General features: G+C 51.7%; 17 protein-coding genes. 5 read left to right on the forward strand and 12 right to left on the reverse strand.

The annotated features are described in order from the left end of the window. Positions 1 to 7 precede the first annotated feature (7 nt). The gene (locus D4L85_RS32875) at positions 8 to 1501 is read left to right on the forward strand and encodes an alpha/beta fold hydrolase (RefSeq protein WP_119758336.1); all 1494 of its coding nucleotides are present in this window, start codon (positions 8 to 10) and stop codon (positions 1499 to 1501) included. Positions 1502 to 1722: 221 nt separating this feature from the next. Continuing rightward, positions 1723 to 4068, forward strand: coding sequence for a mechanosensitive ion channel domain-containing protein (locus D4L85_RS32880; RefSeq protein ID WP_119758337.1), 2346 nt, complete (start codon positions 1723 to 1725; stop codon positions 4066 to 4068). Positions 4069 to 4100: 32 nt separating this feature from the next. Here the strand turns inward: D4L85_RS32880 and D4L85_RS32885 are convergent, their stop codons facing one another. Next, positions 4101 to 4736: a hypothetical protein gene (locus D4L85_RS32885; protein ID WP_119758338.1), complete on the reverse strand. Its 636-nt coding sequence runs from the start codon at positions 4734 to 4736 to the stop codon at positions 4101 to 4103. A 12-nt stretch (positions 4737 to 4748) separates the two neighbouring features. Next, positions 4749 to 6902: a TonB-dependent receptor gene (locus D4L85_RS32890; RefSeq protein ID WP_119758339.1), complete on the reverse strand. Its 2154-nt coding sequence runs from the start codon at positions 6900 to 6902 to the stop codon at positions 4749 to 4751. Between the two features lie 111 nt (positions 6903 to 7013). Here D4L85_RS32890 and D4L85_RS32895 point away from each other — a divergent pair, with 111 nt between their 5' ends. Further along, positions 7014 to 7664 (forward strand): MarR family winged helix-turn-helix transcriptional regulator, encoded by a 651-nt coding sequence (locus tag D4L85_RS32895; protein WP_119758340.1) that lies wholly within the window; start codon positions 7014 to 7016, stop codon positions 7662 to 7664. 49 nt (positions 7665 to 7713) lie between these two features. Here the strand turns inward: D4L85_RS32895 and D4L85_RS32900 are convergent, their stop codons facing one another. Together D4L85_RS32900 and D4L85_RS32905 are read right to left on the reverse strand one after the other, a co-directional pair. After that, on the reverse strand, positions 7714 to 9258 hold the full coding sequence (locus D4L85_RS32900) for an aminotransferase class V-fold PLP-dependent enzyme (protein ID WP_119758341.1): 1545 nt from the start codon (positions 9256 to 9258) through the stop codon (positions 7714 to 7716). Beyond that, positions 9255 to 9920: a DUF4395 domain-containing protein gene (locus D4L85_RS32905; RefSeq protein WP_119758342.1), complete on the reverse strand. Its 666-nt coding sequence runs from the start codon at positions 9918 to 9920 to the stop codon at positions 9255 to 9257. Before D4L85_RS32905 ends, D4L85_RS32900 begins: the two co-directional genes overlap by 4 nt. Before the next feature lie 334 nt (positions 9921 to 10254). Between D4L85_RS32905 and D4L85_RS32915 the strand changes: the two genes are divergently transcribed. Continuing rightward, a complete protein-coding gene (locus tag D4L85_RS32915; RefSeq protein WP_119758344.1) occupies positions 10255 to 11319 on the forward strand; it encodes a sensor histidine kinase in 1065 nt (354 codons plus the stop codon). After that, positions 11316 to 12029: a LytR/AlgR family response regulator transcription factor gene (locus tag D4L85_RS32920; protein ID WP_119758345.1), complete on the forward strand. Its 714-nt coding sequence runs from the start codon at positions 11316 to 11318 to the stop codon at positions 12027 to 12029. The genes D4L85_RS32915 and D4L85_RS32920 overlap by 4 nt, the downstream gene beginning before the upstream one ends. Before the next feature lie 84 nt (positions 12030 to 12113). On the opposite strand, the gene D4L85_RS32925 is transcribed toward D4L85_RS32920, so the two are convergent. The 8 genes from D4L85_RS32925 to D4L85_RS32960 form a co-directional block, all read right to left on the reverse strand. Then, on the reverse strand, positions 12114 to 12698 hold the full coding sequence (locus D4L85_RS32925) for an RNA polymerase sigma-70 factor (protein WP_119758346.1): 585 nt from the start codon (positions 12696 to 12698) through the stop codon (positions 12114 to 12116). A gap of 284 nt (positions 12699 to 12982) precedes the next feature. Further along, positions 12983 to 15523 carry an MBG domain-containing protein gene (locus tag D4L85_RS32930; protein WP_119758347.1) on the reverse strand — a complete coding sequence of 847 codons (2541 nt, stop codon included), beginning with the start codon at positions 15521 to 15523 and terminating at the stop codon, positions 12983 to 12985. Between the two features lie 41 nt (positions 15524 to 15564). Next, complete coding sequence (locus D4L85_RS32935; protein WP_160144157.1) at positions 15565 to 16062, reverse strand: hypothetical protein; 498 nt, start codon at positions 16060 to 16062, stop codon at positions 15565 to 15567. Between the two features lie 41 nt (positions 16063 to 16103). After that, positions 16104 to 17435, reverse strand: coding sequence for a DUF4302 domain-containing protein (locus D4L85_RS32940; protein WP_119758349.1), 1332 nt, complete (start codon positions 17433 to 17435; stop codon positions 16104 to 16106). 9 nt (positions 17436 to 17444) lie between these two features. Beyond that, positions 17445 to 18752 carry a DUF4302 domain-containing protein gene (locus tag D4L85_RS32945; RefSeq protein ID WP_160144158.1) on the reverse strand — a complete coding sequence of 436 codons (1308 nt, stop codon included), beginning with the start codon at positions 18750 to 18752 and terminating at the stop codon, positions 17445 to 17447. A gap of 42 nt (positions 18753 to 18794) precedes the next feature. After that, the gene (locus tag D4L85_RS32950) at positions 18795 to 19649 is read right to left on the reverse strand and encodes a zinc-binding metallopeptidase (protein ID WP_119758351.1); all 855 of its coding nucleotides are present in this window, start codon (positions 19647 to 19649) and stop codon (positions 18795 to 18797) included. Positions 19650 to 19659: 10 nt separating this feature from the next. Further along, positions 19660 to 21138, reverse strand: coding sequence for a RagB/SusD family nutrient uptake outer membrane protein (locus tag D4L85_RS32955; RefSeq protein WP_119759041.1), 1479 nt, complete (start codon positions 21136 to 21138; stop codon positions 19660 to 19662). 18 nt (positions 21139 to 21156) lie between these two features. Then, entirely contained in the window at positions 21157 to 24732 is a 3576-nt protein-coding gene (locus D4L85_RS32960) for a SusC/RagA family TonB-linked outer membrane protein (RefSeq protein ID WP_119758352.1), read from the reverse strand. Between the last annotated feature and the right edge of the window lie 21 nt (positions 24733 to 24753).

Raw genomic sequence — 24753 nt, forward strand, 5'->3', positions numbered from 1 at the left:
GACACCCATGAACGCCTCAATAGTTTATCAGATCCTCAAGTTATTTCACATTTATGGCTTTATCACGGCCATCGGCATAACGATTGCCAACCTCATTGCCTACCGGCAATTTTGGCGGCACTACGCTGTCGACCGGGCACAGGCTATCATTACTTTTCAAGTCATCCAAAAATTGCAGATCGCCGGGATGGTGGGCATGATCACGGTGTTGCTGGCAGGATTTGGTATGCTGGCCATCCATGGCGCCTTTACTTCGCTGCTCTGGTTTCAGATCAAGCTGGGATTAATCGTACTCATTTTTGTGAACGGATTCACCTTGGGCCGGACGTCGGCCGTTGGCCTGAAGACGATCCTGGAGCAGAAACCCATCCCCAACGAAAAAGAATTCACGATGGCCATTCAGCGACGCATGCAGCGCTTTATCGTTATTCAGCTGATGATCTTTTCCACCATCGTGCTCTTAAGTGTTTTTAGGTTCAACCGGAATACAACAACATCATCAGAAAACAATATGAAAAACAACAAAGAAGTTATCGATCAGGTAGAGGTCATGCATGGTTATGCAACGATCAACGGCATCCGCTATCACTATGCCGAAGCGGGCACGGGACCCCTGGTGGTCATGATCCACGGTTTTCCCGAGTTATGGTACTCCTGGCGGCACCAATTGGCTGCCCTGGCCAAAGCCGGATACCACGCCGTCGCACCCGACTTGAGAGGGTTTGGAGAATCGGAAGTAACCACACCGGTTCGGGACTACAGCATTTTGCAACACGCCCGCGATGTGAAGGCCCTCATCGATTACCTGGGTGCCAAGACTGCCACCGTCGTGGGGCACGACTGGGGCGCAAACATTATGTGGATCATGCCCATGCTGTATCCTGAAACGGTGACCGCCGCCGTTTCACTGAGCATCCCATTTTATCCCGAACCCCGGGACCCGTCCAAGTTCAAATCCTTTGGCAGCGGCAAGTTCAATCAATTCAGAGAACCCGGGGTGACCGAGGCGGAATTCAATGAAGACCCCGCACGTTTCTTTAAACTGTTTTTTTACGGATTGTCGGGCGATGCGCCATCGGGAACGATCGATACGTTGTTCATGAGCAAGTTTCCTGAAAACGCAAAACTCCTGGATGGTTTTCCGGAGCCACCCACTCTTCCTGCGTGGTTGAGTCAGGAAGATCTGGATTACTATGTTGCTGCGTATCGGAAAACAGGAATTACGGGTGCCTTGGGTTTTTATAGAAATATGGAGAATGACTACCCGTCTTTAGTTGACCTGTACAAGAAAGGCATTCACCAGCCAGTCCTGTTTATCGGAGGCGGCGAAGAGCCGGCCGTGAAGTATGGAAAGTTAGACCTCATGAAAGAAGCGTTGCCCAATTTCAGAACGTCGATCGTTCTTGCAGGCTGTGGTCATTGGCTTCAACAAGAGCGGTCTGAAGCGGTAAATGCAGCTATCATTGATTTTTTAGACCATGAAGTAGATAAATTAAAATGAAGTCAACCGATCGCTATGGCAGGGGAGTCAGGCCATAGCGTGATCGTTGTTTTGGAGAGCTATAAATCCTGACAAAAAAATAGGGAGGGTGCCCGGGGTCGGGCACCCTTTGTTGTAACGGTAGAACCACCGGGCGTTGATTTGTGTGCAGTTTTCACTTAAAAATTACACCACGTCATATATTCAGCCGCCGCAGTGTAATTTGCCCGCCAAGCTATTTTATGATCCTTACACATCGTTGCAAGACCCTGGTAATACTGATGGTGTTACTCGTCAACACCTCGCTCCTTTTTGCACAGTCCGGTAAACGGCCACGCCGCGACCGGGGCAACTACACCGTTTTCAGCGACTCGGCATCGGCCACCTCGGCCGAATACATGCTCCATCTCGAAGAGGCCATCCAAAAGCTGGATTCCATTCAAAATGAAAGCGGCCTGCGCCCGGAAGTCTTTGTCAATCGCGACGCCCTGAAGGCCAGCGATTCCATTGTGCATTTTGTCGATCAAAGTTTGCAGCGTTACAGCCTCAACCTGAGAAGCCTGGAGTTACTCAAGGTCTTGCTCTCGGATGCGCAGCGCGATCTGAAGCGTCACTACGCCTTCTTTCAAAAATCCTACAAAGACCTCGACGCCCTGCGCAACGAACTCAGGGCGTTACGACGCGACACCACGCTGCGGCATTTGTTCCGCGATACGGTGGCCCGAAAAGCATTTCGCCCCCAATTGCTCGCGCTCCGGTCCGGAAGGAGGCAGACCGACAGTTTGTTGACGGCAAGCCTTTCGACCGTCAATACGATCAAGGCGCAAGCTTCTGCAAACTCGATCCTCTCCACACAACTCATGGGCCGCCTCAACAATAAGCTGAGCTCGGCCGGAAAGGAAGTACTTCAAAAAGAACTCAACTACCTGTGGGAGCTACCCGGCGAAGGCCAACCGGATTCGCCCGGTCTCGACAATTTTAAAGGCGAACAGAAAGCGCTCTATCTTTATTTCAGACATTCGGCGGGCATTCGTTATTTGCGCTGGATCTTTGGCATCGCCTTTTTGTGGTGGGTCCTGCGAAACGTCCGCGTCCTGAGAAGACATCGCTGGATCGATAATGTGGCAAGGGATGGCGTGATCTATCTCGTGGCCCAACCGATCGCTTCTGCTTTTGCCGTGATCTTTAGCATCGCCCCGTTGTTCGACCTCGATGCACCCGCGGGCTATATGCAGCTGGTCCTTGTTTTTCTGATGATATCGCTGACGTTTATTTTTTACAAGCAATGGCGGCGCCGGCTGTTTTATTTCTGGCTGGTGTTTATTGCTTTGTTCTTTTCATTTGCACTATTCGATCGCATTGCCATGCCGGCGTTCTGGCAGCGGTGTTTGATCCTCATGCTAAACGCGGCCGGCGCAGTGGTGGCCTTCCGTTTCCGCAAGCTTCTTCCCGAAGGCATGCAGCTGCGGCGCTTTATCCGCGCCGTGCTGGCCCTGCAGGTTGGCATGCATGTGCTGGCCATTCTCTTCCAGCTTTATGGACGGGTCACCATCTCGCAAATGCTGGGCACGGCTTCGATCTATAGCATCACCCAGGTGTTGGGACTTTCGGTGCTGGTGAGGGTGCTGGTGGAAGCGGTGTTGCTGCAAATCCATACCAGCAGGATCCTGAACAAACTTGAGAGCACGTTCGATAGTGCACCCATCGTTCAGAACTTCCGGAGACCCCTGCTGGCGGTGGCGCTGCTGATGTGGTTTATTGTCTTCGCCACCAACCTGAACATGTACAACACCATTTATGAGGGTATGTCCGATTTTCTCAGCACGCCCCGTACCCTCGGCCAAACCGAGTTCACGTTTGGAAGCATCCTGCTGTTCATGATCATCATCTGGCTGGCTCACTTCTTCCAACGCTACGTCGGCTACTTTTTTGGCGACGTCGGCGACGACGAAAGCGAGGGCCTGGCACAACGTTCAAAATTATTGGTCACACGGCTCGTGCTGTTGGCCGTTGGCTACCTGCTCGCTGTGGCGGCTTCGGGTCTGCCTATCGATAAAGTCACGATCGTGCTCGGCGCTTTGGGTGTAGGCATCGGGTTAGGACTGCAAAACATTGTCAACAACTTTGTTTCCGGCATCATTCTCATCTTCGACAGACCACTCAAGGTGGGCGACTCCATCGAGTTGGGTGGCCATGCGGGGCGGGTAAAAGAAATCGGCATCCGCTCGAGCACCCTCACTACGGTGGACGGCGCCGATGTGATCATCCCCAACGGCGACGTGCTCTCCCAGCACATCGTGAACTGGACCAACACTAATCCCTACAAACGCATCGATTTTTCGCTCGATGTGGAAACCCCGGAGGACAAAGACAAGCTCGTCGTGCTCATCAAGGACACCATCCGATCTTCCGACCTCGTGCTCGAGAAACGCGAACCCGTGGTGCTGCTCGAGAGCATAAAGGGCGACAGCGTTTCGTTGAAGATCTACTTCTGGTGCGAAGACTTCTATAAGTCTGAGGCCGCCAAAAGTGAGGTATGGTACAAGCTCTACCAGGAGTTAAAGAGCAGGGGAATGAAGGTCAGTTGAGGACGGCAAAATAACGGGCACCGTTGATCCCGCTATTCATTGCATTCATTGATGTAATACTGGTTTCGATCATGTCCCCAAAACGGTTTGCTCAAATCATCTTTTGATTCTTTTGCAAACAAGGGGATTGCCTTTTCAAAGAAGGGAAGCGCATTCTTGCATCCCCCTCCGAATGCTCTGGGGGTATGGAAAGTGCTTTGGCCTTTCAGGAAATAGATCCGCGGATTTGCCGCGTTGAGTGCAGAAGCTTCTGCGAGCTTGGCGTCAAAAATTTCTCCATACTTCTTATAACGGCTCATGGGCTTGACCGCGAGTCGTGCATTCGCGATATAGGCTTCCATGATCAGGATCTCCTCATTGGTCTTCGTCAGGGCCTTTGATTTGTTCAATGCCTGTTCCGCCTGATCGATCAAACCATCGCGTTGCTTTTCATCTTCCAGCAAATAGGAAGTCACGACCTTTGCATAGGCCGCGTAATACTGTGCACTCCACTGATCGCTGTACCGTGCGGCAATCATATCCAAACGGTTGACTACGTTGAGTTTGTCTTGAGGTGATTCCGTTTTTTCGAATTTTAAATAGGCTTCTTTCAATACTTCCTCAAACTTTTGTGCGTACGCGCCGGTGCTCAGGAGCAAAAAAATTAAAATCAATACTTTATTTTTCATATGAATAGCGTTTTATAGTTCATCCTTTTTAAATGACGTCAGCGAAATATTCACACCCACAAATACCGCGCGGTATAATGGCGGGAGGATCTCATAGCGGCTTTGCCCGTCGGCGGAATAGCGGTAGCCCAATACATTTTTGTAGTTCAAAACATTGTCTACGTTGGCATAGAAGACGGTAAACCATTTTCCGATCGAGGTGAGGTAGGACAGGTTTAGCGAAAGATTCCGATACGATGGACTGCGACTACCCAGAAATGTTTGGTCGAGGGGATTATAATACGGTCTGCCGGAAGTGAAGCTGAACGTGGCTCCCAGATTCACCTGGAGCGATTCGATAAAATACTTCGTAGTGATGTTTACGTTGTGATTGGAAACAAAATCAGGGGTTGCCTTCCCGATGAAATTCGCATACAGTCGCTTGGTATCGACATAGCTATAGGCCAGCCAGTAGTCAAAATTCTTGATCGTCTTCTGATCCCGCCAGAACACATCTACGCCTTGTGCATAACCACTACCGAAATTGTCTACTGCGCCCGACACCACCCGGTAGGGATTGGGGTTGTAGGTGGCATTGAGCTCCCGTACCAATTGGTTATAGGATTTATAGTATCCTTCGATGCGAAACGAGCGGGAGTCATTGATCCATTGATAGTTCGCCATATAGTGAACCGCTTGCTGAAAGTCGGGCTGATAGTCGCGAAGGAGATAGCGTTTGTCTGCCAGCTGATAGAATATGCCGCTGGCCAACGACACCTGGCTGTAGTTCCCGGTCTTCACTGCCATGGCGATGCGCGGAGCGATGTTTCCTTTTTGGAGCAGCTTGCTGTATTCCACCCGCACACCGGGTTTGAAGGCCCATTGTTTTCCCGGCTTCCATTCCGACTCCAGGTACATGGCCACCTGGGTTTCATCAAAGTGATACGCCGCCGTATCAAAGTTCTGTTTGTATTGATAGCGCTGCACTTCGCTGCCCAGCGTGACGTTGAACGCTTCGGTTAAAAACTGCGTGACTTCCCCTCGCCATTGCATGCGCCAGTCGTTATTCACGATGGGAAATACGCCCCACTGGGTTTTGTCTTCGTTGACGCTTGCCGACAATGCCGTGTAGACAAGTGTTTTTCCGTTTATTAATTGCCGGAACGAGGCATTGAAATACGTGTTCTGATTTTTCAAACCAAACTGCGTCATGTTGCCCGGCTGATAGGGATCGGGAATTTCTGTTCCGCTCTGATAGTAATCGTGTTTAACAAAAGCCTTAAAGATCCCCCCCTTTTCATTCTGGGCCGACCATTTGGCCGAGGCGCCGCCGCCGGTGGGAACATCATAAAAATTGAAATTCGTATTGGCGATCTTATAAAAGGGTGAAAGGTTGCTGTAGTTCGCCGTGACTTCACCCGCGCTTCGCTTCCATCGCTTTATTCCGGACAGCGCCACGCCGGCCATATTTACATTGGCACTCACGGTTGTTTTCTCCGGAAGATCCAACGTATTCAATTCCAATATCGACGACAGTGCCTGTCCGTAGCGCACACTGTAGCCACCGCTGCTGAAGGACATGCCTTTGAATTGAAACGGCGTGAACCGACTCCGCTGTGCCACGCCCGGGACATTACTAAAGAATGCGTTTTGCACCGTCATCCCATCGATGATCACCGCGCTTTCACTGGCGTCGCCGCCGCGAACAAACAGTCCCGTTTGCTCAGCCACCCGTTGTGTGCCGGGAAGGGTTTGGATGGCGCCGACGATGTCGCCTGCGGCACCTGCATTGGTATAGATGTCCATGGGTTTGAGCACGGCCACCTCACGATCGCTGTTGGCCTCCATCGAACCGGCGCTGATCACCACTTCATTGAGCTGTGCGGCTTCTTCCTCCTTCAGCTTGAATGCAAAAGGGGAAAGCGCTCCATCCAAAACCAGCGGGATCTCCTGTTTAACAAAACCGATTGCAGAAACCACCAGGATCTTATCCCCGGTTTCGTCCGTGGTAAAGGAAAACTTTCCCTCCGCATCACTTGACGTTCCGTCGAGCGAATTGAAGATATAGATGCTGGCACCGGGGATGACCTCGCCCGAGATGGCGGTTACCGATCCGGAAATCTTTGTTTGGCCATACGATGAAAAAACGGCGACTATTAATACCAGGAAGCAGAAGACAATTTTCATTTGCCTGTTCTTTTAGATGACGAAGCAAACGTAAAGGCAATCCCGATTTGTTTACATATATTTCGATATAATTAATCATAATTTACATCGAATCCGATATAATTTAAAACCATGAACAAAACCGTCGAATTAGTGAATGAATGGGCGCGCTTTGAAGAGAAGTTCAAAGAGGGAACCCTCGAAGAGTTCTGTCGGCATTATTTGATTTCGCAGCGCGAGAAAAAAGAGATCGGTCAGAATTTCAAAGGCGTGATCCCGCCCCAGGTAGACGCCTATCTGGCCAAGCTGTTGGGGACCATCTCGCGTTTTATGCACGTATACATTGATGCGGCCATTGAGGAGATCCCCGAAATTAAACGCGCGGAGGATTTCTATATCCTCAACTCGATTTTCAACTTAGGTGAAGCACGCAAAACGGACATCATCAACAGTCATTTCCTTGAACTATCCTCCGGCATTGATCTGATGAACCGGTTGGTGAAATTAAAATTGATCCAGGAGCGCATCGACCCCGAAGACAAGCGCTCGCGACTGATGCGCGCGACCGACAAAGGCGAGCGTGTGCTGATGAAATGTTATGAGAAATTCTCCCGGATGTCCGAGATCATTTTCTGGGGCATGAGCGTCGACGATAAAAAATTGTGCATCCAGCTTTTGCGTGGGGTGGAGATCAAACACTCAAAAGTGATCCATGGCCTGCGCGGCAAAAGCCTGAGCGAAATACATACGGCAGTGACGGGGGTGAAAGTTCAGAAGAAGTAACAGGCGTTGTTTGTGGCCAGTGCATGCTTAGGCCGTATCAAACTATGCATTAACTAAACGTAGTCGAAAGAAACCTGGAATGGTGGTAGACTTCAGGTGTCTTGAACCATTCCTTTACGTCGTCATATTGCTCGCTTGCCCTTCCTGCCTTGATAGTATACTCATTGGCGGAGGGATCATAGGCATAGTCTGCCATCCATTCGCGGAAGTTGGAAGCAGTTGATGCAATGGCATCCATAATATATTCTACCTCCTGATCGGTCATGGTCGGATGAAGCGAGACCCTGACCCAGCCCGGCTTGGAAGACAGGTCGCCGGATTGAATGGCGCGCCATATTTTGTGAGACCACGCCTGGTCAACCTTCAGCAGCCGGTGGCCATAGGTGCCCGCACAGGAACATCCACCCCGGGCCTGAATGCCAAACTTATCGTTGAGCAATCTGACGATCAGATTATAGTGGGCGCCTTTTACCACAAACGAAATAATGCCTAATCTTTTTCTAACGTTGTCCTGCAGCACGGTCACATTAGTCATTTCCGAAAGACGAGTAAACGCTATTTTCAGTAGCTCTTCTTCCCGTTGCAGGATATTCTTTACGCCCATCGCCTCTTTCAGCCGGATGCACATGGCGGCCTTGATGCCTTGCAGGACGGGTGGCGTTCCGCCGTCTTCGCGCAATTCTATATCGGCAATATATTCACGCTCCCTCCAGGGATTGCTGTAGAGCACGGTGCCTCCACCGGGATGGTCCGGAACAGCGTTTTTATAGATCTTTGAATTGAAGATGAGCACGCCGGGTGTGCCGGGGCCACCTAAAAATTTGTGCATCGAAAAATAGATGGCGTCCAAGGCAGCATCCGTTTCTTCCGGGTGCATGTCCATTTGAACATAGGGCGCCGAGCTGGCAAAGTCCACAAAACACAAGCCGTCGTGTGCGTGGATCAGCTTTGCCATTTCGTGATACGGCGTTTGTATACCGGTGACATTCGAACAGGCCGTTACCGCGGCGATCTTATTCTTTCTGGATTTGTATTCCAATAAAAGTGTTTCGAAATGTTCGAGATCCACCTGGCCCTCTTCGGTCTGAGCAATGATCTCTACCGTGGCCATCGTCTCCAGCCAGGAGACATGGTTGCTATGATGCTCCATACTCGTGACAAACACCACCGGCTTCAACGCCTCCTCTATTTTGAGCGCCGTTCCATCCGGCGTGTACTCCTTCCATCGCTCCGGCATTCTTATGCCCAGCAGCCGTTGCAGTTTATTGACAGCCGAGGTCATTCCACTACCACAAAAAATCAGCATGTCGTCCGGGTTGGCGTGGACGTGTTCTTTGACGATGCTTTTCGCTTCCTCGTAGGCTTTTGTCATCAGCGTGCCCGTGACGGTGGTCTGGGTGTGCGTGTTGGCGAAAAAGGGAATCACTTCGTTTTGCAAACAGCTTTCAATCGGCCGGTATCCACGCCCGCTTGCTGTCCAGTCGGCGTAGATGAGTTCCTTTTGTCCGGAGGGAGAACAGAACATGTGGCCACGGCCGATCGTGTTCTCCCTGAACGGTTCAAAATAACTTTCCAATGACCCGCGGGTTCTCATTGCTTTGCTGCCTTTGCAGCGCTATTTCCAAACATGTTGTGGGGTGCCACATTGATCACCGGGGCAAAGAGCCGCACCATCAGAAAGATACCGGCGACAAAAGCAAACACAATGGCCCATTGTGCACGCGATACACGTTGGATGGGCTGTCTTGACTTTACATCGCAGACCTCCCCGGGACAGTATTGTGCTTTCTCGCCATACATCAGCCGGTAAACTTTGCAGGCCAGGCATATCCCAAATACAGCCTCAAAGAATAAAAAGATAAGACAAAAAAGACAGATCACGCCGGTAAACGGACTGTAGGCATTGACGACGATCAGCAAGGCAAACATGGAGCCGGACAAGAGAACACCGACGACCCACGCAAATTTCTTTTGCTTCGCTCCCACGTATTCCGGCACCTGGTTGCTGACAATCATGCGACCGATGATCAGCGACGGAGAGAATTTTGGATTGATAAACACCCGAACGATAAAGTCTACGAGGAAAAGGGCTATGGCATATTTGGCCAGTCTGAAATCGCCTTTGAATAAAATGAGCATCAACGACGTGTAAATGACCAAAAACAGGATTCCCGCCGCCGCTCGTATCTCGCGCTCGTTCAATACGGGGATATCATATCCCGGGACGTTCTCTCCAAACTGTATAATGTTTTTCATCTTCTTTAGGGGTTAATATGGTAGGGGTTCAAGCCGATCAGTCTTATAAAAATAACGGGGCTCGCGAGCATTTGAAAACATCCTATGATACATCAACGTATATTCTACAAAACCGGCGGCAATCCCGTGACATCCGTAAAGACCCATTTTCCGAGATCCCGAGTGCTTTACCCGGGGAAGATGGAGAATTTACAGGGATCGCCATTCAAATTTTTATGACGGAATGCGTCTTTTACAGGATATCCATACCAAATCGTTAGGAATCCGGTTTTACACCAAAAGGACGATTTCCGGTTATCCGTGCAATGGAATATCTTTAGGGTAGGAAAAAGAAATGTTCGCAAAAAAACGCACCGCATATTTACTGTTTTGCGGCGCCTACGTCGGCGCGCTAATATTCGAGAAACCGATTTATGCCGGTGGGACTGTGCTCGATTGTTTTTCCTATTTGTTTACGGTCCTGATCCATCTTTTTCTTTTTGGGCTTCTCATCCTGGTCAACAGTTCATTTTTAATTCCCAAGCTGCTGGAGAAAAAATTCTTTGGCGCGTATGCGTCGGCACTGATCGGGCTGATCTTTCTGTACACATTTTCCATGAGCCACTACAACACGTTCATCCACGAGACGGTTTTTCATGACCGGGTGATCGAGACCAGCTCCGGGTTTTGGGCCAACTTCGTATACGGGATGTGCTGCACCGTCATTACCTCCATGCTCTATGTGACACAGAAGTGGGCGGAGCAGCAGGAGCAGATGAAAAATAGTCATATCAATCAATTGCAAACGGAATTGAAATACCTGCGTTCGCAGATCAATCCCCACTTCCTCTTCAATGGCCTCAACACCGTTTATGGTTCCATCGATATGGGCAACAGCCTGGCCAGAAATATGCTCGTGCAATTTTCTGATCTCCTGCGATACAATTTGTATGAAGCGGATGTCGATATGATCTCGATAGAAAAGGAGATCAAACACCTCCGGAACTATGTGGCCCTGCAAAAGGCGCGTAGCAACGATAACATGGAGGTTACGCTGGACATTCATTATTCGGACGGAAGTGTGAAGGTTGCGCCGTTGATCTTCATGGCTTTTGTTGAAAATGCTTTTAAATATGTGTCGCGGGATGATAAGGCTATTAACCGGATCGTCATCTCGTTGAAACAAGAGCCGGGAGCGAAGCATCAGGAGCCAGGAGCCGGGAGCCAGGAGCCAGGAGTTGGGCGGGGAAAAATTTATTTTGTTTGTGAGAATACTTTTGATGAAGGGGAATCTTCGCAGGGAGGGATTGGGCTTACGAATGCTACGCGGCGGCTGGAGTTGTTGTATAAGGACCGTTATCAACTGGATATCCGAAAGGAGAATAATATTTACCGGGTGCAGTTAATGCTTATGCTATGAAAAAACTCAGTTGTATCATCGTCGACGATGAGCCGGTGGCCAGAAAGATCCTCGAGGAGTTTACGGAGCAGGTTCCTTTTCTGGATTTGCTGGGGAAATTTGAGAGTGCGATGAAGGCAGAGGAGTTTTTGAAGAGCCGTCAGCCGGATGTTATTTTTTTGGATATCGAGATGCCTAAAGTGTCGGGTTTGCAAATGCTGAAGCGGGTTCATATTGAGTCGATGGTCATACTGACCACGGCGTTCCCTCAATATGCACTTGACGGATATGAGCTCGACATCATCGATTATCTTTTAAAGCCATTTGCCTTGCATCGTTTTTTGAAAGCCGTGCAAAAGGCAAAGGACTTCTATGAAATGAAGACGCAGTCAGGCAGCGCACCTCCGCCGTCTTACATTTTTATTAAAAGTGACAAACGCATTGAGAAAGTCGAGCTGAGCGAGATCCTGTATGCCGAAGTGTTGGGAAATTATCTGACGATCTATACCGACCGCAAAAAGATCATTGCCTATCTCACCATGAAGAGCCTCGAAAGTCAGCTGCCTGCCTCCGATTTTATTAAAATACATCAGTCGTTTCTGGTAAACCGTTCCAAAATAGAATCTGTGGAAGGCAACGATCTCATGGTGGGGACAAAATCGCTGCCGATCAGTCGCAATTACCGCGACGGCGTGGCGAACCTGATCAATCAAAGACTCTTAAAGCGGTGAACAGTGCTGCGTTTCCCTTGCGGCAATGCGAGAGCTTCAGCACAACTCTTACGTTTCAAAAAAATCGAAATACAGGGAAGCTGGTTAGCGGCCCAGGAATTCTTTAAAGTTTTCGTCCCTCTCCAGCAACCTGGCGCGGAGAATTTTCAGGGCGTTCACGATGTGGTTCTCTACGGTTTTTTCGGCAATCTGAAGTTGCTCCGCGATCTCGCGGTATTTGAGGTTCTGAAACCGGCTCATCTTAAAAACTTTGCGACACTGTTCGGGCAGGCGCTCGATTTCATGGTGCAGAATTTCCAGCAACGCGTGATCCTCACTGAGGTTCTCGATGTACTTGTCGGTGATGTCCTCCGCCATGCGCGCGTGATGTTGGGCAATATTTTTCTGACGGTTCACGTAATTGATGGACTGGTTGATGACCGAACGGTAGAGATAGGCTTTGAGAAAAGTGATGTTGTCGATTTGTTCCGGCGCTTCCCACAGTTTTAGAAAAACATCCTGAACAATTTCTTCGGCGATGGCGGTGTCTTTCACAAACTTCAGTGCCGCGAGCGACAGGCCTTGAAACATGTTCGAATAGAGCGTTGTGAAAACGTCATGGTCTGCCCTTCGGATGCCCTCCAGCAGTTGCTCATCCGTGTATTTCGTTAGTATCCGCTCCCGTCCCATGGTGCACCGAAAAAGTTTACACTAACGAATCATCCGAAACGCCAATGCTTCATAGAATTGAACTTTTTAACGGGCCTTTGGCGATCCAGTTAGACGCGCCTTCATAATTATTTTTCATACGATTCATTTTCAGGAAATCTTTCTACACTGAAAACAAAGACAAGTCAAGCCTTAACCTTCACCCAACGTGGGTACTATACAGCTTGCCTGTCTTGTTTTCAATATTGTCGCTACAACAATTGTCGCTTCGCTACGGCTACCATTATCGATTTAGCGCAGTGTCTTTACCGGATAATTTCCCCGCGTTTAATAATTTTTTCGTTCTTATCCGTCGTGATCCTGAACAGCAACAGGCCGGCGCTGAGCTGGCGGGTATCGAGAACGTGGCGGGCCACCGGCGTGTTAAATGTGATTTCGCTCAATCGTTTCCCCATGATGTCGGTCACCAGGATGGAGCGGATCGGGCTGCCTTGACTTTCGATGGTCAACTGTTCGCGAGCGGGCACGGGATAGACCGACAGGAATTTGTTGAGCGGGTCTTCGGTGCTCATGATGGGATCCTGGATGAGCAGATCACCCGAAGCCTGCCCTTTGTAGGATCTGTGCTCGATCGTGGCGATCACATAGTATTCGCCAATCTCCGTCGGAACATCAGCGCCGTCGTTGTAGGTGATGGTGACGGGCAGTCCCGCCGGCGTGGTAACGGCCGTCACGGAAAATGGATTGCCGCTATAATAGTGTGTGCCTAAACCGGTCAGCGCGATGGGCGCTTCGGCTTTCTCGATTACGATCCTTGCTTTCTTACGACCGGTATAACCGGGGTCGCTCACGATGGCCGTCACCTGGTAGTTGCCGCCCTCCACGGGAGGTGTTTCTTGTCCATCATAGAGGAGCGTCACCGGCAATCCTGCAGGTGTCGTTGTTGCTGTGGCCGCACGGGGTGCTCCATTGTAGGTGAATGTGCCCACATTTGAGAGGTCGATCGCGGCATACGCTGCATAGGCGTGTTTGTAGATGCCCACATTGGTGGAGAGATAGGTCAGGTTGTCGATCACCACGAGTCTTTTGTACTCATGATTCTCGATGTCCGAAATTTCGGGTTCCCATGCAGCGCTTTCATTTTCAGCGTAGAATACTCCCGAGGGACTCACGGCATATAAATGGCCGAGGTCGTCGGTGGCCACGCCCGTGAATTCCGAGCCTTTCCCACCGACGGCAATTTGCTGTGGTGCCGCTTCCGGGGTTTCCAGGTAGAACAGGCCATCGATCGTCGCGGCGTAGAGATGTCCATCGCGGATCATGAGGTCGGTGATCTCCTTGTCTTCCAGCACGTGCGTTTGCCAATGCAGGCCATCGTCGGATGAAATATAAACGCCTTGGTTGGTGCCGGCATAAATATTTCCGTCTTTGTCCTCTTTGAGATACAGAATGGACACACCTTCACCGATGATCGAGCGTTGGGAGGCTTCGTAAAACTTCGTGTCGATCAGATACAAGCCGTCGTTCGTGCCCACGTAAACAGAGTCTTTCGATGTTACGAGGATGTCGGAGATGTTGCGCACTTTTCTGGGGAAGCCTATATTCCACCAATCGCGTTCGCCGAGGTATTCGATGAAGATGTGTGCATTCACCCAGGGCGTTCCGGCAAGTCCCCCCTTGCAGCCTACGAACATGTCGAGGTTGTCTTTTTCGGCATAGCTGGTCACCACGCCTTCGCCGTTTCCAAAATCATAGGTCCAGGTTTTGCCCTGGTCGCCCGATGAATAGATCTTGTTGTTGTCGACCATGGCGATGAGTTTCGACTGATACGAAAACAAACGGTTAACATTGAGGGGCACACCGATCTGCACAAACTGAAAATTATCCGTGATATAAGGTGCTGTCCAAAAGCCTTCATCCGTGCCCACGACCAGTTTATCGGTGGCCGGATCATAGTAAGAGCCCGCGCGGCTGTCACGTGTGTTGAGGCTATTGAAGTTCTCTCCATCGCTGGAATAATAGCTGCCCGAAAACGTGACGCTCACAAAAATTTCTTTGCCTTTCAGAATGTCCACTCTTCTGATTTGCGTGGTGCCCATCAAGTCGGCGGCCACCGGTACCCAGGTGTTGGGTTCACCGTCGCCGGCGTAGTTCACTTGCAGGCCGGTGTCGCCGGTGCCGGCATATACGTCGCCGTTCTCGTTTACGGCCAGGCTCATGATGGCATTGGCCGTTTCATAAAAGGCCGACAAGGTCCAGGTTTCTCCATCGTCGTCGGAGCGAAACAAGCCGCGGCCGGCGCCGGCGAAGAGTGTGCCTTTGTGGTCGTTGCAAATTGAAAAAATGTACGAGCCAAAGTCCGTGGGAATCGTCCGAAGCTCCCAGTTGATGGAACCTCCTTTGCCAAGCGTCCTTTTATAAATACCTTCGGTGGTTGCCGCAAAGAGGTCGCCGTTGTCGTTCACGGTCATGTCGCGCACCATACCGGGCAACCCGTTGTCTTCGCGCTCCCATTTGGTGCCGCCGTCTTTGCTGACGGAGAGTGTGCCTTCTTCCTCTCCGGCGTAGCTCACATAAACGGTTCCGTTATATTCATGCAAATCCAAAATGGATCCGGCGGTTACGGCGAACACGATCTCCCATTTGTCGCTGCCCGCAAGCTTGCGGTAAACATTGCCGGTTCCCGATCCACCGAAGTAGGTGCCATCGGTCGTCACCAATGCCGCGGTGATCGATCCACCAAAGGGGCCTTCGGTCTTTTCCCAAAATTGAGCCCAGGCGCCCGATGAGAGCGCCGTCGCGAAGATGACCGTCAATACATTCCTGAGGAGTAAAATTGTTTTCATAGGATAATTTTTCGTTCGGTAAAAGATGATTTTATGACGCGTCAGTTGGCCCCTTTCAAGGTTACTTCATAAGGGCCTATCACCCCTTTGCTCCGCCCGCCGGCAGCGTAGTCTTCGCTGAGGTTGAATTGCGAATGAAAATTCGTCGCTGTGATCTCTTTCACATTAACCTCTAACTCGCCGTCCAGCAATAACACCGTGGCGTCCGTAGATTTCCATCGCCAGGTGCCCGACGAGCGAAACAGGAGTCCGCCATTTTTTGAGGTATAGGTTCCGGCCGAAACAAAGGTGAGTTCCAGACCCGAGTAGTCAGCGCTTACGTCCGTTCCATCTTTCTCGATGGTTCCGCCGCCACTGAGCTTCCAGGTTTTTACGATGAATGTTTTGGGATCGATGCCGGCGGTTTCCGGGTCGTCATCGCTTCCGCAGCTGGTGAGCACGAGGGCCAGCACCAACAGACTGGAGGTAATGACCAATAGACCCAGCCAGTGCGCGTGCTTCATCACTGCTCCACTAAAGAATTGCCATGTTGTTTTCATTGATATTCATTTTTTGGTTTAGGTTTCTGCTTTCGTTTTTTTTAATAAAAAAATCCGGTAAAATAAATGTCTGTATCGTCCACACTCAGATACTGCGGAATAAGTCCGCCCAACTCGGCATAGGCATCGTAGAATTCAATGTGGAACCGGTTCTGATTTATGGCGCCCAGAATGTTGGGCAGATGATCTTTCACGCGGGCTGCGTTATCGCCCTCCTCCGTCCCCGTTTCGATCGCCAGCGGTGTGAAGGTGTAGATGCCATCGTCCGTCTTGGAGAAGGTATAGGGAAACTTACCCCGCACAAACTCACTCTCCGGGGTCACGTAGTAGATGTAGAGGTCCATCGTGTTCTCTTTCACATGCAAATCGAGGAGCATGTAGTACAAGGCAAGATTCAACTGCTTCATCAGCGCGTTGTCGTCTATCAGCCATTGGGTTTGAAACTTGGGCGACCAACCCGGCATTCGTTGCGCGTAGGGAGAGGGAACTACGGTGCCGGGAGAATATTCATCGCCCAACAAATAATGCAGGGGTATCGCCGGAAGCGTCGAGGATTGCAGCTCCATGCGCTGGCCTTTATAGTTCGTATACAAACTTCCTTTCGCGGCATCCCACAAAATCTCCGTAGGCACATAGCCGCCGATGTTGGGACTGGTTTTCAGCACAATGCCATGGGGGGAATAAGAATAATCGCTTCCAAAAAATTTTGCGCGTTGTTCGAGATACGTATTGTAGACGCTCCGTGCCAGGGGGTTCAGGGAAAACTGTATGATCTTGCCCGGCTCCGGCTGAAAAGACAAGTAGCGCAGGGTCGAAAGATATTTTGCGATCTGCTGCATGGAATTTTTCAGTTGGCGCGATTCGTAGGCTTGCCGCTCGCCAGCGGTGGCCTTTATCAATTTCAACACATCACCATACTGACTTCCCAACAAGAACAGCGTGTCGCCCAAACTGTATTGATAGGCATATTCTTTATCCACGCTGGACGGGATCCTTTCGAGGTTGGATCCTTCAGCAAACAACACGCTGGCGTTGACGCGTTGCGTGATCTCCACACGATATTTGCTTCGCGAAAACGTTTTGGCGGCTACGGTGTCGGCGTCGGCCAGCATGGAGACTTGTCCCGCGTTGTCCAGCGTGAAGAAGAGCGTGAACATCTTTCCTTTCTTGGGGGTGAGCAACCCTTGCCAGCCGTCGGTAGCCGAAGATAGCTTCTGCCTGAACTCGTCCAGCTTCACTTGCGGGTCGGCATAGGAGGGTTCGACGGGAATGACGAGGTCGTCCTGCTGGCTGCAAGCCGTCACGAAGAGGATGCCGGCCATGACGATGGCCAGGTGCAGGACTTGGGCGTATAGTGATCGCGTGTGTTTCATTTTCAAAGCTTAAAATGCTGAACCAAAATTTCCAGAGAAGTAAAACGAAGGGCTCTCCACACATTTCAATTGCGCCACGAAGCCGTCGGCGGTCTTCAGATACTCCATGCGGAACCGCGAGCTGTTGAAGTAGTATAAAAACGGGGCCATGTCCTCTTCAATAAACTTTGCATTGCCCGTCGGCTCCTCATAGCGGGTGAACTTGAACACGCCATCTGCCGATTTGGTGTAGGCATATTGATATCGCCCGAGGTAATATCCTCCATCGCCCACGGCGCGCATGAACACGTCGAGGGTCAGGGTCTTATTTTTGGGATTGAAGGCCAGCTCGATGTTGCTGAGCCCCACCCCTTTTGCCAGCAATGAATTGTGGATCGTTAGTCGCGCATTCGTGTACAAGGGCGACCATCCCGGCAGCGGTTCGAATGGAACGGACACCGTAGTGAAATCGATGCCCAGCAAAAGGTGCAGCGGCAAGATCGGATCGGCAGAAGGCACGAGGTTGATGCGCTCGCCGTCCACCATCACGTAAAACTTCTGGCTTGCATCATAAAACACCTCGTGGAAGGTCACGTCCTTGTACGTGACTTGTTTTTGCAAAAAGATCCCGTTGGTGGTGTAGGCAAACGGTGTGGTCTGGATGTTGAGCGAGTCGGCTTGTTTGAACGAGAGCGAAAATGTTTTTGTATCCAGGTTGAAGCTGGTGTTGATGCGTTTGCCGTCGCGCGACTGCAAATAGGTGAAGGGACTTTTATCTTTGTAACCCACAATGCCTTTTTGCAACACGTTAAGGTCGCCCCGTCTCAGTGCTTCACTTTCGGCGGCCGTTGCCTTGATGAGCAAGAGTGGCGATCCGTGTTGGTTCCCTTTCAGTTTGATCGTGTCGCCTTGTGTGGATTCGAACGCAAATTCAAAATCGGAATTCAGGCCATGCCCTTGTGCTCCACCCACGGTGTCGGGATCGGGATCGGAAAGAATATGCAGATAAGAATAGGTGTCGAAGAACAGTGACGGCCGCTGCACCGCTTCCATGCGAAACGAGCTTTCAAATGGTTTCACCTGGCAGTCGGCATTGATGTCGGCCAGCATGGTTACGCGGCCTTCGCTGCTGAAGGTCATGTAGAAGCTGTAGCCTCCACCCGAACCTGGAAACAAATAGCCTTTCCAGCCCGAAGGCGCGTCTACCAATTGCTGACGATAGTCTTTCAGTATTTGCTCCATCCGTTCTTCCGGGCGTCCCATCAGCAACGGATCATCTTCGTGCTGGCAGGCCGCGATGGCGATGAGGGCGACGATATAGATAAAAATATTTTTCATACGCATAGTTCTCCGTTAGTCACGTTTTTCATTTCCGCGCCATCATTTTGTTGCCGCAACAATGGCTTTCCCCGTCGTCTGCTGCAATTGATAAAAATCGATGTTCCAGGTTTCTTTGAAATAAGCTACCACGATCGCTTCCTTCTGACGCAGCAGCGCTTTGCCATTGGCCGACGCTTTGCTCAGGATCGCCTCATAGCCGTCGTGGCCCTCGACCAACATCGTCGAGATCATCTCCACAAAATCTTCGTCGGAGCTCGCCCGGGCATAGGGCGTGATGAACCCGAGGTTCCACGCATCTTCATTCACCGTGTTATACCAGGTGGCCGTGTAGCCCGAGGGGGTGATTTGCTTGAAATTTCTCGGATAAAGTTTTGACTGGTGCAGGATGTGGGCAAATTCGTGGTGAATGGTGTGCAACATCTGCTTCACCGCCGGCACGTCCGTATTCACAAAATCATTGATCACAAACAGGGTCACCTTGCGACCCGACTCCGCCTCCCCCAACACCATGGTGCCGTCGTTGTTGTACTGCGGGCTTCCCACCAGGACAAATTGCTTTGGTGCATTGATCTTCATGAAGTCCCCACCAGCCTCCTGCACATAGGGCTCAATCCAGGTCTGCTTCACCAGCGTCATCACGGGGATCACCTTCTCTTCCTTCACCGGCACCAGCACTTTGTCGGTGGCCAATTCGAAGGGAACCCATTTGTAGCTGACGGCGATGTTGTAGGGATCGGTATAGTTTTGGACGATCCACCGGTCGATCGCATTGGTTTCCGTATCAACGTCCAGAAACGAGATGTCGAGATCTTCTTCGGGATCGCTGCACGACGACGCGAGCGTCATGGCGGCGATGGCGAAGAGGGTGGTGCGAAATGTATTACGAGCGTTCATAGCGTTTCAATTAGCGTGGATTCAATTCTATTCCCGACGACTGTGCCTCTTGCGGGATCTGCAACACCCGGCGCGGGTCGTTCGGCCCCAAAGTCAAAATATTGTCGCGGCTGTAGGGCACATGCACTACCTGCAGGCGATGACGGATGATGTCGAACCAGCGCTGCCCCTCGAAGAGGAACTCCACCCGTTTGAAGTCGAGCACGGTAGCAATGAGGGCCGCTTCAATGTCGGTGGTGTTGTAAAACCGCAGCACGCGGGCGCGCGTCACGGTGTGCCGGGCGGGGTCGTAGTATGGCTCATCGGTGTCGTTCACGATGATGCGGGTGCTGGCAAAGTCATTGAGATCTTTTAGCGTGGCATCGTAGTTGCCCAGGCGTGCATTGGCTTCGGCGCGATTGAACAACACTTCTTCGGCCGTGAGGAGCGGGATCATGTTATAGGGCGTGCCGATCTCGGCGTTCGGATCCATCTTCACAAAATGCTCTCTGAATTTGGGTGTGAACAGCGAGGCCTCGTTGCCATAGAACATGTAGCCCCACAGTCCGCTGGTCACGTTCTGATTCCACACCACTTTACTCAGCAGGTTGAAGTTGAAGCCGTAGCGATAGCCACGCAGGCTCCGTGCCCACAGCGACGGCGCTTCCACCAGCAACAAGTTCGAGGGCTTATCGGCTTTGGTGTATTCCGCCAACTTCACCAAAGGTTCCATGGCGCGGTAGGCTTCGGAGTTGATTGGTCGCAAGCTCGGCAAGATGTTGCCCGAGGGAAACGCCAGGTTGGCGTGCTCCACCACTTTGGTGTAATCCATTTTGAACAGGTAGAACCGTGTGGCAAATCCATGCGCTGCCGTGGTGGTGAAATGATAACGACCGGCGCCTTCCTTATACGATTCGTTGTCCAGCAAAGGAATCCCTTCCTCCAGATCTTTCTCGATCTGTTCGTATACGTAGGCCACCGTCTTGCGCTCATATTTTTGCGTCACCACCTTCTCGGGTTCGGTCACATAGGGAATGCCTGGATCGGTGGCGGCCGTCACGGGATTGTATACACGGGAGAAGAGCGTGACCAACATAAAATGGGCATACGCCCGTGTCACCAACGCCTCTCCTTTCGAGGCTCTGTATTGTGTCTGATCGCTTGCGCTGTTGATGGTTTCCAGCGCCTGGTTCGACGCAGCGATGGCCGCATAAGCGGCCTGCCAATAGAAGTCGGGCGTGTCTTCATTGCGGCTTGGCACATCGTTGAATTGCCACGGTGCGCTGTTGATGAGCTCCGAGGTGGTGAGCGCTTTGTCTTCGGCGTTGTCGGAAAGCGCTTCCAGGAAGGTGATGTAGTTGGCCCGCGGATAGGCTGATGCCAGGAGCTCGGCCACCTTTTCGGGCGTGTTCAGTTCCGCGCGTTGGTCGGGAAGGTGTTCGAGGTAGTCGCTGCAGCGTGTAGCCGTGAGGAGCACCAGCGTCAAACCTGTAAGTAATCGTATTTTCATTTTCGTCCGTTCCATGTTTTAAAATCCTGCTTTCAGTGAAAGGGTATACTGTTGTGGGATGGGTGTCGCCACGCCACCCGAGTTGAAAAATTCCGGATCCTGACCTTTCAATCTTTTGTCGGCGTAGAGCAGCATCGGGTTGTTGGCAATGAGGCTTACCGACAAATTCGTTGCACCGAGGCGGCTGGTCCAGCTTTCGGGCAAGAGGTAGGAAAGCGAAACTTGCTTCAAGCGCACAAAACCTCCGTCGGCAATGCGCACATCCGAATAGTTGTAGACCGCATAGGGGTTCACGCCATCGAGGCTGCCCAGCGTGCGCAAGTCCAGAATGGAGGGCACGTTGGTGAATTTCTCGTCGCCGCTGGTCATCCACCGGTTCAGGAATTCTTTGGGCGTGGCGTCCAGGTCGGTATAGCTGCTGCTGAATGCCGGCGTCAACCTGATCTTGTTCCCGGCACTGTAGGTGATCAAAGCCGACAACGTGATGTTGCGATAGCGGAAGGAGTTATAGAGTCCACCGGTGATGGTGGGATCTACCGGGCCTTCATATTTCAAATACTTTGTGATGTCGCTTTGTAAATAGACGTTGTTGCTGGTTTCACCTTTTTCGTTGATGAAGTAGGGCGATCCGTTCTCAGCGTTCAACCCCTGAAAGTCGACGGAGAACAGACCCCGGTAGGGGTATCCTTCTTTCGGTCCCCCGTCGGACGACACCAGTTCCCAGATGGTGGGCGTACTCTTGAGGTTGGTCACACGGTTCCGGTTGTGCGCAAAGGTGAGCTGCACCTTCCAGCCGCTGTGATCTCCCTGATACAACGTCCCCCCTAAAGTAACTTCAATCCCCCGCGACGTCATGTCGGCATAGTTCGCGGATTTGACAAACTGGCCCCCGATCGCGGACGTGCGCAGCGGGCTGATGAGATCAAAACCATCGCGGTGATACCAGTCTACCGTCAATGTCACACGCTCACGCAAGAAGGCGGCGTCGAACCCGATGTTGGTTTCGTATTGCTTCTCCCAGGTCAGCTCGCGGTTCTCCAGGTCCTGGATGTTGATCACCGATTCGATTTCGGGCAAATAAGGGCGTGTAGCTTTGTTAGTGCTCAGCACTAGACTGGAGTTGGTGGCATTACCCATGCTGGCTGTTAACCCATACGTGGCGCGAAGCGTGAGGCGGTTGATGATGCTTTGCGAGGCCATGAAATTTTCGGCGTCCACATTCCATGAACCGCTCACATTCCACGTGGGCAGCCACCGTGCATCGCGCGACTTGCCCAGGCGGTTGGAACCATCGTAGCGAAGCGTGCCGTTCAGGTTATATTTCGTGCGATACGAATACGTAGCGTTCACCATGCCCGCCAAAAAACGGTCGTAGGTCATGCCCATGCCATAGAAATCGAAGTTGCCTTCCACCACCTGCTTGATGATGTTGGGGTCTACATAGGGCACGCCGCCTTTGTCGAACTGGTAGCCATAACCATAAAAGAATTTATTCTGACGATCGGCATACCGCAGCTCCTGCGAGCCAAACACCCGCACGATGTGCGTGTCGTTGAACGTCTTGTTCCACTCCAGCGTGTTGCGCAGGTTGTAGCTCACCAGGTAGTCGTCGGTGGTGTTGTAGAAACCCCCATAGGGCAGGACGACCACCGGCTCGGCTTCCGGGTCGTCGGGGTTGCGATAGAGGAACTTGTTGTTCTGGCGGATGGTGGCATCGCCGTCGGCGCGAAACGCTTCGGCCATGTTGGAATGTTCGTAGACCTTGTGCTCCTGGTTCGTCTTCGCATAGCGCACGGCGCCGAGGAAAGCATACTTGAGGTTGGGACGGATCTTATACGACACATCACCCTGCAGCTTCAGGTCGATCATGGTGAGATCGAGCGTGTTGTTCTCCAGTTCGTGAATGATGTTGAAGGGCGCAAAATTCCGTTTGAAGAATTCCAGGTTCCCCTGGTCGTCATACGGCGTCAGGGTCCGGCTGGTGTTGATGGCATAGCTGAACGGGTTGATGTCGAAATCGCGATCGTATTTTCCTTCCACCGGGTTGCTGCGGCGGCTCACAGTTCCGGGAGCGCGCTGCACGCGGATGGCGCCCTGGGTGATGAGGCCGATGGCGAGCTTGTCGGTGATGTTGAAATTGGCCCGCGCATTGCCCGTGAAGCGTTTCACGCGATCGGCAATCGTCCAGCCGTCATCCTGCAGATAGCTGCCGGAAAAATAAAGCTGCGACTTCTCGGTACCGGAGGAGATCCCCAGGGAGTGCTCTTGCATGAATGAATTGCGGAAGAGCACGTCGAACCAATCCGTGTTGCGCCGGGCATAGCCTTGCAAAAATGCAGCCCGTGCCTCCGGCGTGTTTCGCAATCCGAAAGCGCCGCTGGTTTTATCGTATTGATCGATGAGGTCATACATCTTCACATACACGCCGCCGTTGGGAGAGCGCTTGCTGTTGCCAAACGTTTCCCATCCTTTGCGATCCAGTTCATCGTAGAGCGACATCTGGTCGGCGGAGTTCATGATGTTGAAGGTGTTGTAGGAAGGCTTGCGGTAGGTTGAAAAGTTGGCCGTGTAGGAGATCAACGGTTTGCCCACGCGTCCTTTCTTGGTGGTGATCACGATCACACCGTTCATGGCCCGCGCGCCATACTGCGCCGTGGCCGAGGCATCTTTCAAGATCTGGAAGCTCTCGATGTCGTCGGCATTGAGACCGGCAACCGATGATCCGATCAGCGTCTTGGTGTCGCCGGTGGAAAGTTGTTCGTTGGAAATGTTCACCACGTCTTCCAGTACCACACCGTCGACTACCCACAGTGGTTTGTTGTCGCCTGTGATGGACGTAGCGCCGCGAATCCTGATCTTGGGTGCCGTGCCAAAGGTGCCCGACACGTTTTGTACCGAAACGCCCGCGGCGCGCCCGGCCAACATGCGGCTCACGTCCGTGATGCCGTCTTGTTTCACGTCGGAACCTTTCAGGTTGATCGTCGATCCTGTAAACAATTTCTTGTCTACATCCTGGTAGCCGGTCACCACCACTTCGTTGAACACACTCACGTCTTCGGTCAGCACCACGTTGAGCGTGGTCTCCTCGCCGACGATGATCTCTTGTGTTTTGTAACCCACCATCGAGAACACCAGCGTGGCGTGGTCTTTCACCAGCACGCGGTAGGCGCCCTTACTGTCGGTCATGGTGCCGTTGTTGGTGCCCTTCTCTACAATGGACACTCCCACCATCGGCGAGCTTTTTCCATCCACCAGCTCGGTCACTTCGCCGGTGATGATCACGGGAGGACGTTTTGCCTTCTGGAGGATCACCTGGTCGCCCACGATCTTATAGGTGATGTCGATGGCCCGAAGCAGGTTGAGGCAAGCTTCAAGGGATGTGGCGTCGGTCGTTTCGATCTTCAGCGAGCGATTGATCTCCGACCCGTCATAGACGAAGCTCACATGGTGTTGCTGTTCGAGGCGGTGCAAATATTCATCCAGCGATTCGACCTTGCCGACGGTCTCGGCCAAGGCGGCAAAGCCGGCAAAAAGCAGGATCAGCAACAATTTGATTTTTCTTCCGGTTATTCCCGTATAGCGGTGCACGTGCATGGGGGTTTCAGGGGGTTTAGG

This window comes from Chryseolinea soli (genome assembly GCF_003589925.1).
GTDB lineage: Bacteria > Bacteroidota > Bacteroidia > Cytophagales > Cyclobacteriaceae > Chryseolinea > Chryseolinea soli.

What these genes read in the sequence shown, in the direction of transcription:
- D4L85_RS32875 (WP_119758336.1), top strand. Translation starts at nt 8, where the DNA reads ATGAACGCCTCAATAGTTTATCAGATCCTCAAGTTATTTCACATTTAT.
- D4L85_RS32880 (WP_119758337.1), top strand. Translation starts at nt 1,723, where the DNA reads ATGATCCTTACACATCGTTGCAAGACCCTGGTAATACTGATGGTGTTA.
- D4L85_RS32885 (WP_119758338.1), bottom strand. Translation starts at nt 4,736, where the DNA reads ATGAAAAATAAAGTATTGATTTTAATTTTTTTGCTCCTGAGCACCGGC.
- D4L85_RS32890 (WP_119758339.1), bottom strand. Translation starts at nt 6,902, where the DNA reads ATGAAAATTGTCTTCTGCTTCCTGGTATTAATAGTCGCCGTTTTTTCA.
- D4L85_RS32895 (WP_119758340.1), top strand. Translation starts at nt 7,014, where the DNA reads ATGAACAAAACCGTCGAATTAGTGAATGAATGGGCGCGCTTTGAAGAG.
- D4L85_RS32900 (WP_119758341.1), bottom strand. Translation starts at nt 9,258, where the DNA reads ATGAGAACCCGCGGGTCATTGGAAAGTTATTTTGAACCGTTCAGGGAG.
- D4L85_RS32905 (WP_119758342.1), bottom strand. Translation starts at nt 9,920, where the DNA reads ATGAAAAACATTATACAGTTTGGAGAGAACGTCCCGGGATATGATATC.
- D4L85_RS32915 (WP_119758344.1), top strand. Translation starts at nt 10,255, where the DNA reads ATGTTCGCAAAAAAACGCACCGCATATTTACTGTTTTGCGGCGCCTAC.
- D4L85_RS32920 (WP_119758345.1), top strand. Translation starts at nt 11,316, where the DNA reads ATGAAAAAACTCAGTTGTATCATCGTCGACGATGAGCCGGTGGCCAGA.
- D4L85_RS32925 (WP_119758346.1), bottom strand. Translation starts at nt 12,698, where the DNA reads ATGGGACGGGAGCGGATACTAACGAAATACACGGATGAGCAACTGCTG.
- D4L85_RS32930 (WP_119758347.1), bottom strand. Translation starts at nt 15,523, where the DNA reads ATGAAAACAATTTTACTCCTCAGGAATGTATTGACGGTCATCTTCGCG.
- D4L85_RS32935 (WP_160144157.1), bottom strand. Translation starts at nt 16,062, where the DNA reads ATGAAAACAACATGGCAATTCTTTAGTGGAGCAGTGATGAAGCACGCG.
- D4L85_RS32940 (WP_119758349.1), bottom strand. Translation starts at nt 17,435, where the DNA reads ATGAAACACACGCGATCACTATACGCCCAAGTCCTGCACCTGGCCATC.
- D4L85_RS32945 (WP_160144158.1), bottom strand. Translation starts at nt 18,752, where the DNA reads ATGAAAAATATTTTTATCTATATCGTCGCCCTCATCGCCATCGCGGCC.
- D4L85_RS32950 (WP_119758351.1), bottom strand. Translation starts at nt 19,649, where the DNA reads ATGAACGCTCGTAATACATTTCGCACCACCCTCTTCGCCATCGCCGCC.
- D4L85_RS32955 (WP_119759041.1), bottom strand. Translation starts at nt 21,138, where the DNA reads ATGAAAATACGATTACTTACAGGTTTGACGCTGGTGCTCCTCACGGCT.
- D4L85_RS32960 (WP_119758352.1), bottom strand. Translation starts at nt 24,732, where the DNA reads ATGCACGTGCACCGCTATACGGGAATAACCGGAAGAAAAATCAAATTG.